The following is an 11,601-nucleotide window of genomic DNA, read 5'->3' on the forward strand; positions in this document are numbered from 1 at the left end:
GTTTGCGAGAGCCGTCATGAACCCTTACCTGATTGCCCCATCCATTCTTTCTGCTGACTTTGCACGCCTTGGTGAAGAGGTGGACAATGTTCTGGCCGCCGGCGCGGACGTCGTGCATTTCGACGTTATGGACAACCATTACGTGCCCAACCTCACAATTGGCCCGATGGTTTGCGAGGCTCTGCGCAAACACGGCGTCACTGCTCCCATCGACGTGCACCTGATGGTAACGCCAGTGGATGATCTGATTCGCATGTTCATTGATGCCGGCGCCAGCTACATTACGTTTCACCCTGAAGCCTCACAGCACATCGACCGCTCTCTGCAACTGATCCGCGAGAGTGGTTGCAAAGCCGGTCTGGTATTCAACCCGGCGACACCACTGCACTACATGGATCACGTGATGGACAAGCTCGACATGGTGCTGATGATGTCGGTCAACCCGGGCTTTGGTGGCCAGAAATTTATTCCTGGCACCCTGGACAAGCTTCGGGACGCCCGCAAGCGCATCGATGCCAGTAATTACAATATTCGCCTGGAAATTGACGGCGGCGTAAACACCGGAAATATCCGGGAAATTGCGGAAGCCGGCGCGGATACGTTTGTTGCAGGCTCGGCTATTTTCAAAACTGATGACTACAACGCAACAATTGCTGCCATGCGCCAGGAGCTTGAGCATGCCCGCACGGCTCTGGGCGGGCGGGTGCCAGCACAATGAAGCTGACTGAGCTCTTCGGCGGCCACTGGCCGGACGTGGCGCTGTTTGATCTTGATGGCACTCTTGTAGACAGTGCGCCAGATCTTGCGGCGGCCGTTGATCGCACGCTGGAGCAGCTGGGCCGCGAACCGGCCGGCCTTGAGCGAGTACGTCAGTGGGTGGGCCATGGTTCCCCGATCCTGATACGGCGGGCTCTGGCCGGCAGGGCGGACTGGGAGCCGGCCAGCACTGTCGACGATACCCTGTTTAACGATGCCCTGGCCTTGTTTTTCACAAACTACCAGCAATTTAACGGCCAGCACGCTGTGGTCTACCCCGGCGCTGAAGCCTGCCTGCAGGCTCTGACAGAGCACGGTTGCCGCCTGGCGGTGGTTACCAACAAGCCCGAACAGTTTACCGGCCCCTTGCTGAGACAGCTGGGGCTGGCGAAGTACTTCCGGCTTGTGGTGGGCGGCGATACCCTGAGCACCAAAAAACCAGACCCGGCGCCTCTCCATTACGCCATGAAAACACTGCAAGGGAGCCTGAACAGAACCGTCATGGTTGGCGACTCCGCAGCCGATGTCAGTGCGGCCCGGGCAGCGGGTCTTCCTTGCATCGCGGTTACCTACGGCTACAACTTTGGCAAACCTGTACAGGCGCTGGAAGCGGACGCGGTAGTTGATTCCCTCAGCGAGCTTTTGTAACCTCTGAGTTTCTGATTTTCATAACCTATCAATTCGGGAGATTCCTGCCGTGCAGGGACGGATTCTGACTGCCGCACAAGGCATGCTGACAACCCGCGCCACACGATGGTGGCGATGGCGTACCGGCTGAGGTCACACAGCCCGGCGGATTGCACGCGCCTGCGCGTTTACCGCCACCACCCGACAGGTCCAGCCCTCACAGAGGCATATCTGCCGGAACGCAGATCAGAATTCAGGAAACCCGACCATGAACTCCGAACACTATCGCAGCCTGGCTCAGGCCGGCTTTAACCGTATCCCCGTGTACCGCGAAGTTCTTGCGGATATGGACACGCCGTTAAGCATTTATCTGAAACTTGCCAGCGGGCCTTACTCCTATCTGTTTGAGTCTGTCCAGGGGGGCGAGAAATGGGGCCGTTACTCCATTATCGGCCTGCCAAGCCAGGAAGTGCTGAAGGTGTTTGATCACCGTGTTGAAATCCGCCGGGGCGGCGAGCTGATTGAGGCCGAAGAGGTCGACGACCCACTGGCTTTCATTGCCGGTTACCAGGCTCGTTTCCACACCCCTGATCTGAAAGAACTGCCGCGCTTCAACGGCGGGCTGGTCGGCTATTTTGGTTACGACACTGTGCGTTACACAGAGAAGCACCTTGCAGCCAGCTGCCCTCCTGACCACATTGGCACCCCGGATATACTTCTGATGGTGTCCGATGAACTCATCGTGTTTGACAACCTGCGTGGCAAGCTGCATCTGATCGTGCTTGTTGACCCGGCCGATAAAGGGGCCTACGACCAGGCTCAGCAAAGACTCGATGAGCTTGAACGCAAGCTGCACCGGCAAGTGGCCAACACACCGAGAACCCCGGCTCATCTGCGGGGGAAAACCGTGGATGAAAGCGAGTTCGTTTCCGGTTTCAGTCAGGAAAAATTCGAAGCGGCGGTGGCCACAATCAAGGACTACGTGCTTGGCGGTGATGTCATGCAAACCGTCATTTCCCAGCGCATGTCTATTCCCTTTGAGGCACCTCCCCTGAATCTGTACCGCTCGCTCAGGGTGCTGAACCCCTCCCCGTACATGTACTTTCTGGACCTGGACGATTTCCATATTGTGGGCTCGTCGCCGGAGATTCTGGCACGTATGGAAGACCGTGAAGTCACCGTGCGCCCCATTGCCGGAACCCGCAAACGCGGCGCCACCGAAGCGGAAGACAGGGCACTGGAAGCCGAATTACTGGCCGACCCGAAAGAAATTGCCGAACACCTGATGCTGATTGATCTGGGACGTAACGATGCCGGCCGGGTGTCGAAGACCGGCAGCGTGCGGCTGACCGAGAAAATGGCCGTGGAGCGCTACTCCCATGTGATGCACATAGTGTCCAATGTCACCGGACAGGTAAAAGACGAGACCAGCTGCCTTGATGTGCTCAGGGCGACACTGCCTGCAGGTACCCTGAGCGGCGCCCCGAAGACCCGGGCCATGGAAATCATTGACGAGCTGGAACCTGTTAAACGGGGCGTTTATGGCGGTGCCGTCGGCTACCTGTCATTTAACGGTAACATGGACACAGCCATCGCCATCCGCACCGCTGTGATCAAGGATAACACCCTGCATATCCAGGCCGGCGCCGGCATCGTCGCCGATTCTGTACCCCGTCTCGAGTGGAAAGAAACCATGAACAAAGGCCGCGCCATATTCCGCGCCGTGGCCATGACCTACAACGATTTTGACCACTGAGGCAAAGGCGACAACATGCTGGTAATGATCGATAACTACGACTCCTTTACCTATAACGTGGTGCAGTACCTTGCCGAACTGGGCGCTGATGTGCAGGTGCATCGCAACGACGAAATCACTGTGGAGCAGATTGAAGCCCTGAGCCCGGAACGTCTGGTAATCTCTCCCGGCCCCTGTACACCGAATGAAGCCGGAGTCTCCATGGAGGCTATCCGGCATTTTGCCGGCAAGATCCCTGTTCTGGGTATCTGTCTTGGCCATCAGGCCATTGGCCAGGTGTTCGGTGGCAATATCATCCGTGCCGGGCGCGTTATGCACGGTAAGGTGTCGCCCGTTTACCACCACGGCACCGGCGTATTTCATGGCCTCAACAATCCGTTGCAGGGTACCCGTTATCACAGCCTGGCAATTGAGAAAACCAGCTTGCCGGAGTGCCTGGAAATGACGGCCTGGACGCGCAACAGCGATGGCAGTGTGGAAGAGATCATGGGCGTGCGGCACAAAACTCTTGCTGTCGAAGGAGTACAGTTTCACCCGGAATCGATTATGAGCGAACAGGGCCACGAACTGCTACGTAACTTCCTGCGAACTCAATAAAAGGCGAAACCAATGAACATGAAAGACGCACTGAACCGGGTAGCTGAAAACCTCGACATGTCCCGGGAAGAAATGAAGCTCGTCATGCGTACCGTAATGAATGGCGAAGCCACCGATGCCCAGATAGGAGCCCTGCTGATGGGCTTGCGCACCAAAAGCGAAACCGTCGATGAAATTACCGGTGCGGTGGAAGTGATGCGTGAACTGGTTTCGGGCGTTACCGTCAACGCAGAACCTCTGGTCGACATTGTGGGCACAGGTGGTGATGGCGCCAACCTGTTCAACATCTCCTCCGCCTCGGCGTTTGTTGTTGCAGCCGCTGGCGGTTTTGTCGCCAAGCACGGCAACCGGGCCGTATCATCCCAAAGCGGTAGCGCCGACCTTATTGAGCAGGCAGGCATCAACCTTGACCTGACACCGGAACAGGTCGCCCGCTGTGTAGAGGAGATTGGTGTAGGGTTCATGTTTGCACCGGCCCATCACGGCGCAATGAAGCATGCGGTTGGCCCGCGCAAGGAAATGGGTTGCCGTACCCTGTTCAACATTCTTGGCCCCATGACCAACCCGGCTGGCGTCAACCGTCAGTTGGTCGGTGTATTCAGCAGAGCGCTGTGCCGTCCCATGGCGGAGGTCCTGCAGAAACTGGGATCGCAACACATCATGGTGGTGGCGTCTAAAGACGGACTGGATGAGATCAGCCTCGCCAGCCCCACCCATGTCGCGGAACTGAAAGACGGCGAAATTTTCGAATACGACATTACGCCTGAAGATCTGGGAGTCAAAAGCCAGAGTCTCGTTGGCCTGTCGGTAGAGACAGCGGAAGAATCCCTGAACCTGATCAAGGCAGCCTTTGGCCGCGACCACGACGAAATCGCGGGAAAAGCACGGGATATGATTGCCCTTAACGCCGGCGCCGCCATCTACGTTGCAGGCCTGGCCCCGACCGCCAGTATAGGTGTAGAAATGGCTCTGGATGCCATGGGATCAGGCCTGGCCGCCGGCAAGATGGCTGAACTGGCAGACTTTTCCCACTGCTTTTGAACCACACTCATAATCCTGGAAGCCTGCCGGTTGCCGCGACTCAAAACTGTCTGCAGCCACGGATGGCTGCAGCCAAGCCCTACAGGGATGTATTTACGGGCGCGTTTTGAGTCGCGGCAACCGGCAGGCTCAAGCACGAAGCTGAGAGCAAAATGACTAAGTACAATGATAAAACGCCCACCATCCTGCGCAACATAGTCGCAAGAAAGTGGGAAGAGATCGACGCACGCAAACGCCGCCAGAGCCTCGCAGAGCTCAAGGCCCGGGCCGGCGATCAGCCGGAGACCCGCGGCTTTGCCAGCGCCCTGCACCAGCGCATTGAAGCCAGCACGCCCGCTGTGATTGCCGAGATCAAAAAAGCCTCGCCCAGCAAAGGCATCATCCGCGACCCGTTTGAACCTGCCCGGATTGCTAAAAGTTATGAAACAGGGGGCGCGGCGTGCCTGTCGGTACTCACAGACCACGACTTTTTCCAGGGGCACGAAGATCATCTGACGACAGCCCGCAATGCCTGCAGCCTGCCGGTGCTCCGCAAAGACTTTATGGTTGCGCCCTACCAGATATATGAAGCCCGGACCATTGGTGCCGACTGCGTACTGCTGATCGCAGCCTGCCTCACCAAAGATCAGATGCAGGAACTCGAAGGCATAGCCCACGAAATCGGACTGGATGTTCTGGTCGAAGTGCACAACAGCCAGGAGATGGACGACGCGTTGACACTGAGCACCCCGCTGATGGGCATCAACAACCGCGACCTGCACAGCTTTGAGGTATCACTGGACACCACATTCAATCTGCACCAGCGTATCGGCGCAGAGCGAATGGCCATTACCGAAAGCGGCATCATGACCCGTAAGGATGTAGAAAACATGACCGGTCATGGCATCTACGGATTTTTGGTGGGTGAATCATTTATGCGCGCACCTGACCCGGGAGAGAAGCTGCAGGAACTCTTCTTTCCCCGGTAGAAAGCACATCTGGCGGATCAGACCGGATCTGCCAGAGCTTCCTGCATCAGTTGCTGTAAATGCGCAGGCAGCCTGGATGACAGCGCCAGGGCCTGCTCATGAGCGCGTGGCGACATTTTTTTCCAGGTGCGACGGACAATTCTCAGCCACTTTTCCCGATCATAGTCCGCATTGTCGGCATAGAACTGCGCGAAGTATTTTTCCAGGAACACCAGGCAGGCGACATCTTCAAGCAACTGGGTATCCGCGTCTTGTCGCAGCTCGCGCTTGGTCAGAATGATCTCAACCCGTTCGCATTCGTGCTCGGGAAAGCCGCAGCCTGCCATGATTTCGGCAGCCCTGCGGCCATGCATACGACCACAGGCCTGTCGCCACTGGTAATAAGACTTGCGTCCCTTAGGATAATCACTTCGCGGTATCTTCCAGCGTTCAATATGCTGCGCCCGACACGCGATCTGCATCCGCTCCGACGGTGCCGCTTCCAGCTCGTACAGCCACCGGGTCATATGCACACTGTAAACATACTCCTTTGGCAGAGACTTGCCTGCCAGCAGGTCCACGTTGGGGTCAGCGTAATTGGCCTTATCAATTTCCGTCAGCGCACACTCAAGCATTATCTGCCCCTGTCCAAAGTGGTTCACGCCTGTGCCGACGGGCGGGCCTTGATGCGATCGTACCAGGCCTGAAGATTGGTATGCTCCGGCTGAATCCGGATGTCCACCACACGGGCAAAGGCCACCGTGGTGAACGCATTGATATCAGCAGCGGTAAGCCGGTCACAACAAATATAATCGCGTTCAGCGAGGTGGGCATCAAGAAACGCCATGAACTTAGCCACACCCTTACCACAGTCTTCACCCCACTCCTTGATAGGATTCATCCTGTCCTTGAAATAGCCGGTGGTATGCTGGAAACACATGCCTGTTGGCATAAAAAAATAAAACTCGACCCAGCGAACCCACTGCTCTATCAGCGCCTTTTCCACAGGCGTATCGCCCAGAAGCGTCGGCGCCTCCGGATAGTTTTCCTCAAAGTACCGGCAAATAGCCATGGTCTCGGCGATACAGGTGCCGTCATCCAGCTCCATCACCGGCACTTTTTTCATCGGGTTCCGAGCCACATACTCAGGCGTCAGGTTTTCACCCTTTTGCAGGTCTATCTCGATGAATTCCGCTTTTTCAAGCAACCCTTTCTCAGCCATAAACATGCGCACACGGCGCGGGTTCGGTGCAGTTTTTGTTTCAAAAATTTTCATTGTTATCGACTCCATTACTGCGTTTGCTGTGTGTTGAGGGAAATGCGGTGATTTCCTCACCTGCAGAGGTTGTCAGCACCAACTCGCCGTTGCGGCCAATCGTTGCCTGATTTACGTGCGACAAAAGCTCCAGAAAGCGACGCTCCTGATTCATCAGGGCGGGGGCACAAGCCATCATGGTAGAAAACAGGCGGTCAAAGTTCACGCCTTCAGGGGTTAACTGATACGCGCCACCGTAACGGTTACAGGAAGCACGACCTGCCAGGCGGTTCTCTTCCAAAAACTCGACGGTTATACGGGAACGATCAATAATACCGGCCCCTGCCAGATCCTCAACAACCCATTCAGCACCACGAAAAAGCCGCTCCCGGCTACCACCACAGCCCTGAAAAACCTCACCATTAAACTCAAGGTGGACCTGGGCGGGATACTGGACTGCATCCAGGCCAACCTCACACAATTGGGGTGCGGTTGTCAGGCTCAGATGCTGCTGGCCTATTTCGGCTTCATAGGTGCGACCATGGCGACTGGAGGCCGTTTCTGTCAGCCGGACCCCGTGCAATGGCTCCTGTTTGTAAGGGGGCTCCAGGTCCAGCTCTCTGCCATCAATCCGGGCAGACCAGCTGGGGTCTGCTCCGGAAGCCGAGAAGTGGGTTTCCACAGCGCCGGGTTCAAGGCACTCCGGCAGGGTTTCCCCCTGCAAGCTGAGAGTGCCACGTTCACCTTGCGCCCGGAACCAGGTGTCCGCATCCCCGGGTGCGACATACAGGTTGCCAGAGTCCGCGGGGGCAGGCTTTAACAGGACGCGACGATCAAGGTATTCAAGGCCCACAAGATCACTGTCCTCTGCCTCAGCGAGCTGAATATCCAGCTGGCCACAGCTGTAACGTCCTGACTCTGACAACCCCTGAGTCTGGGGTCCCGTGGCGCAGCCTGTCAGCCCCAGGCCTCCTGCGGCCACCAGGGCCAACGGCATAACTCGTCGCAAAAGCATCCATATATCCTTATCTGTTTCAGGTTCCGATACGCCATTTTAGAGTTTCCCAGCATAATTACCACGAATGAAGGCGCGGGATTCTGGCCCGGTTGGCCAAATCAGTTCGTGACGTGCGTCTCGTACGATTTGTATTGCAGCTCCTAGACTGGACCTGAACAAACCATACTGGCAGTTATCCCATACCTATGGAAAGGCCCGCTATGACTAACTACACCACCAAAGGAATGCTCGCATTCCTTCTTGCTTTATTCTTTGTCACCACAGGTCCGGCAACTGCCGGGCAGTCTGCTCTTTTCCCTACCATGTCGCTGGTCGCTGGTGTGCTGAATCAGCCACTGTTTCCGGTCTCGGACGCCTACACCACCAACGATGATGTTGTGGTGTACAGCGAGGATGGCGTCAATATTGAAGCCAACGTATTCATACCCTCCACTGGGCAATCCTCCTATCCGGCCATTATTTTCATCAGCAGCTGGGGATTGAATGAATACGAATACCTGTCTGCCGCCGGCCGGTTGGCCGAGCAAGGCTACATTGTACTCAGTTACACCACTCGCGGCTGGGGCGAGTCCGGCGGTCTGATCGACACGGCCGGGCCCAAAGATGTAGCCGACCTCAGCGCGGTGATTGACTGGCTTATCGCCAACACGCCGGCAGACCCTCAGCGTATCGGCACCGCGGGCATTTCTTACGGTGCTGGCATCAGCCTGCTGGGTGCCGCCCAGGATACGAGAATCAAAGCGGTTGCCGCCATGAGCGGCTGGGGCAGCCTGGTCGAATCATTATATGCGCAGCAAACCCCACGGCTGGTCTGGGGAGAACTGCTCACATTAACCGGCGACTTGCTGGGACGCCCTGACCCAGAAATTCACGAGCTCTGGGACAATGTAAAAAACCACCGTAATGTTGAAGAAACCATTACCTGGGCTTCTATCCGCTCACCTCTGAATTACGTTGATCAGCTCAACGCCAACGGCACCGCTGTGTATCAGGCCCAGAACTTCGGTGATGATCTGTTCCAGCCAAACAGCCCGCTGGAGCTGCACCGCAAGTTAACCGGTCCGAAGCACATAGACCTCCAGGCAGGCACCCACGCTTTTGTGGAAATCATTGGTATGCTGGGCGATGGTGACACGCATATCTGGAACAATGTAAGCCGCTGGTTTGACAGTCATCTGAAAGGGGAAGACACCCCCATTGATCAACAGCAACCGGTACAGATGAAGGTGAAACTGACCGACCGTTACGAAGGCTTTTCGGACTTTCCGGTACCGTCCGCGCAGCCCGAAAGCTGGTATCTGCACCCGCGCACAGCTTTCCGGGAAGGTGCTCTGCGGGACACGCCGTTTCAGAGCTGGTTCAGCCGGAGCATCGGAATCAGTTCCTGGGCCGGCACCCTGGCTGATACAGGGATTCCGCTTGCTTCACAGCTGTTTGAGCAGGCTAAAGCGCCGATTACCGCGCCCATCAGACTTCTTGGACGCGACCGCAGTATCTGGTTCCGGACAGCGCGTCTGAGTTCGGACCTGAAAATCCGGGGCATTCCAACCACAACCGTACAGGTCACCCCGAAAAGTGACAGCCTGCAACTGGTGGCTTATCTGTACGATATGGATTGGACCGGCACCGGCAAGCTGATCAGCCATGGACCGATCACTCTGCCGTCGACATCACCCGGGGAGACAGTCGCATTGGATATTGATCTGGTGGCCACGGCCTATGATGTGCCCGCGGGCAACCGTTTGGCGCTGGTCCTGGATACCCGGGACGTTCTCTACAAACACCCTGATGCGCGCGCCACCAAGGTGGATTTTGAGTTCAGCAGCCATCAGGCGTCCAGGCTGACAATCCCTGCACTTTGAAAGCGATATGACCGCCTGCCGATACGCCGGTTTACTCCGGCGAGCCGGCAGTGGCAGTTGCTTTGATCATCTGCCCGGACGCCGTTTCAAGAATCAGCTTGCCATCGGCTTCCAGTTCGTAAACCTCGGCTTCGCCAAGTAACTTCAGGAACCTGTCTTCCTGATCCATCAGCTCCGCTGCACACGCCATGCGGGTAGCAGCCATATGAGAAAACTCAAGATGGTTGTCTTCGGTACTCCACCCACCCTGATACCGGTTACAGGAAGCGCCGCCATACACCCGCCCCTGATCTGTGAATCCGATTGTAACGTCGCTGCCCGGAATAACAGTCTCGCCGCCTATCGACTCGACCTGCCACTCACTTCCCGCCAGGTTCATCTGTGGCTCTTCAGCTTCTTTACTCTGGTTCAATGAGCAACCCCACAAGGAGCCAGTCACCATAAGCATGGCCAGAATATTTTTTGCATTACTCATACAACCTCCTGATACATAGACAAGAACACACGCATTCTACTCTTGGTCAAATAGGAATGTGTTGCTATAAAGGTTAACCTTCCGTCATTCAGACACCGGAATCACCCTCATGGCTATAAAACTTTACCAGTTCTGCATTTCCCATTACTCCGAGAAGGTTCGTTGGGCCCTGGATTACAAGGACATCAATTACCAACCCATCAACCTGCTACCCGGACAACATACAAAAACCATTGTCAAGCTGACCCGGGCAGAATCCTCTGTCCCTGTCCTGGAACACGATGGCCAGGTCATTCAGGGCTCGTCACAGATTCTGGACTACCTGGACCACCACTTTCCGGAACCATCGCTGATGCCGGCTGACCCGGCACTGAAGGAACAAGTGCTGCACTGGGAAGCCAGGCTGGATGAGTTGGCTGGCCCCGCTATTCGTACCTGGGTGTACCACTACTTCCTTCAGCGTCCCAAAGTGGTGGTGCCAATGCTGGCGGCCGGCACCCCTTTCTATAATCGCATTATACTCAAGCTGGCCTTCAGCCGGGTGGATGAGATTATGCGCAAATGGATGAAGATCAATCAAAAAACAGCAGACTCGGCACAACAAACTCTGGAAAGCCTGCTTCACGAACTGGCAGAAATCTATCGCAAGCAGCCATATCTGGTCGGTGACCGGCTCACCAGGGCTGACCTGACGGCAGGCGCTCTGCTGGCCCCGCTGTTTCAGCCGGCTAAGTACCCGGTGCCCTGGCCAAAGCCCGCACGCATACCAAAGGAAGTGCAGGTCCAGCTCAAACAGTGGCAGCCACAACTGGAGTTACTGGAAAAGCTATACAGCGACCACCGCTAGCAGGAGTTTGATCAGACATGCACTCAGGGAGTGAAACTGATGCTTGATAAAAATCTCGGTTTAGTCCCCAGACTGAGACTGAAAACCGGCGACATAATCGCCCTTGGCCCTGGCAAAGCACAACTGCTTGAGCTGATCCAGCAACACCGCTCAATCTCTGCTGCAGCCCGGGCCATGAAAATGAGCTACCGGCGCGCATGGCTTCTGGTAAACACGATGAACTCCTGCTTCCGCCAGCCTCTGGTTCTGACTGCAACCGGGGGTAGTCAAGGCGGGGGCGCGGAACTTTCCGCTGAGGGCCTGAAAGTACTTACGCTTTACCGGGAGTATGAGAAAGCAGTCTCTGAACGCCCCGAACTCAAAGAGCTCACAGCTCTGCTGAACACGACGCCGGAAACGTAGCTCCGGAACAAAGCCAAT

Annotated in this window: 13 protein-coding genes; 9 read left to right on the forward strand and 4 right to left on the reverse strand. The window is 56.3% G+C overall.

All coding sequences use genetic code 11. The features are described 5' to 3' along the window. The first annotated feature begins 16 nt into the window (after window positions 1–16). The 6 genes from rpe (at window position 17) to trpC (ending at window position 5,745) form a co-directional block, all read left to right on the forward strand. The gene (gene rpe / locus FFI95_RS01610) at window positions 17–718 is read left to right on the forward strand and encodes a ribulose-phosphate 3-epimerase (protein WP_144820598.1); all 702 of its coding nucleotides are present in this window, start codon (window positions 17–19) and stop codon (window positions 716–718) included. Beyond that, on the forward strand, window positions 715–1,404 hold the full coding sequence (locus FFI95_RS01615; protein ID WP_144820599.1) for a phosphoglycolate phosphatase: 690 nt from the start codon (window positions 715–717) through the stop codon (window positions 1,402–1,404). Before rpe ends, FFI95_RS01615 begins: the two co-directional genes overlap by 4 nt. A 247-nt stretch (window positions 1,405–1,651) precedes the next feature. Beyond that, complete coding sequence (gene trpE / locus FFI95_RS01620) at window positions 1,652–3,139, forward strand: anthranilate synthase component I (RefSeq protein WP_144820600.1); 1,488 nt, start codon at window positions 1,652–1,654, stop codon at window positions 3,137–3,139. A gap of 15 nt (window positions 3,140–3,154) precedes the next feature. After that, window positions 3,155–3,736: an aminodeoxychorismate/anthranilate synthase component II gene (locus FFI95_RS01625; protein ID WP_144820601.1), complete on the forward strand. Its 582-nt coding sequence runs from the start codon at window positions 3,155–3,157 to the stop codon at window positions 3,734–3,736. A 12-nt stretch (window positions 3,737–3,748) separates the two neighbouring features. Beyond that, complete coding sequence (trpD, locus tag FFI95_RS01630; RefSeq protein WP_144820602.1) at window positions 3,749–4,777, forward strand: anthranilate phosphoribosyltransferase; 1,029 nt, start codon at window positions 3,749–3,751, stop codon at window positions 4,775–4,777. 152 nt (window positions 4,778–4,929) lie between these two features. After that, window positions 4,930–5,745 carry an indole-3-glycerol phosphate synthase TrpC gene (gene trpC / locus FFI95_RS01635; protein ID WP_144820603.1) on the forward strand — a complete coding sequence of 272 codons (816 nt, stop codon included), beginning with the start codon at window positions 4,930–4,932 and terminating at the stop codon, window positions 5,743–5,745. Between the two features lie 17 nt (window positions 5,746–5,762). Here trpC and FFI95_RS01640 read toward each other — a convergent pair whose 3' ends face one another. The 3 genes from FFI95_RS01640 to FFI95_RS01650 are packed head-to-tail and all read right to left on the reverse strand — an operon-like array spanning window position 5,763 to window position 7,994. Then, window positions 5,763–6,359: a DUF4202 domain-containing protein gene (locus FFI95_RS01640; RefSeq protein WP_144820604.1), complete on the reverse strand. Its 597-nt coding sequence runs from the start codon at window positions 6,357–6,359 to the stop codon at window positions 5,763–5,765. Window positions 6,360–6,382: 23 nt separating this feature from the next. After that, complete coding sequence (locus FFI95_RS01645; RefSeq protein ID WP_144820605.1) at window positions 6,383–7,000, reverse strand: glutathione S-transferase family protein; 618 nt, start codon at window positions 6,998–7,000, stop codon at window positions 6,383–6,385. After that, the gene (locus tag FFI95_RS01650) at window positions 6,987–7,994 is read right to left on the reverse strand and encodes an META domain-containing protein (RefSeq protein WP_144820606.1); all 1,008 of its coding nucleotides are present in this window, start codon (window positions 7,992–7,994) and stop codon (window positions 6,987–6,989) included. The genes FFI95_RS01645 and FFI95_RS01650 overlap by 14 nt, the downstream gene beginning before the upstream one ends. Before the next feature lie 203 nt (window positions 7,995–8,197). Between FFI95_RS01650 and FFI95_RS01655 the strand changes: the two genes are divergently transcribed. Next, a complete protein-coding gene (locus tag FFI95_RS01655) occupies window positions 8,198–9,859 on the forward strand; it encodes a CocE/NonD family hydrolase (RefSeq protein ID WP_144820607.1) in 1,662 nt (553 codons plus the stop codon). Between the two features lie 31 nt (window positions 9,860–9,890). Here the strand turns inward: FFI95_RS01655 and FFI95_RS01660 are convergent, their stop codons facing one another. Continuing rightward, complete coding sequence (locus tag FFI95_RS01660; RefSeq protein WP_144820608.1) at window positions 9,891–10,334, reverse strand: META domain-containing protein; 444 nt, start codon at window positions 10,332–10,334, stop codon at window positions 9,891–9,893. A gap of 109 nt (window positions 10,335–10,443) precedes the next feature. On the opposite strand from FFI95_RS01660, the gene FFI95_RS01665 reads away from it, so the two are divergent. Further along, on the forward strand, window positions 10,444–11,181 hold the full coding sequence (locus tag FFI95_RS01665) for a glutathione S-transferase family protein (RefSeq protein ID WP_144820609.1): 738 nt from the start codon (window positions 10,444–10,446) through the stop codon (window positions 11,179–11,181). Window positions 11,182–11,220: 39 nt separating this feature from the next. Then, a complete protein-coding gene (locus FFI95_RS01670) occupies window positions 11,221–11,583 on the forward strand; it encodes a winged helix-turn-helix domain-containing protein (RefSeq protein ID WP_144820610.1) in 363 nt (120 codons plus the stop codon). Window positions 11,584–11,601: the final 18 nt, after the last annotated feature.

Origin of the sequence: Marinobacter piscis (assembly GCF_007671655.1) — a bacterium.
Classification (GTDB): Bacteria; Pseudomonadota; Gammaproteobacteria; order Pseudomonadales; family Oleiphilaceae; genus Marinobacter; species Marinobacter piscensis.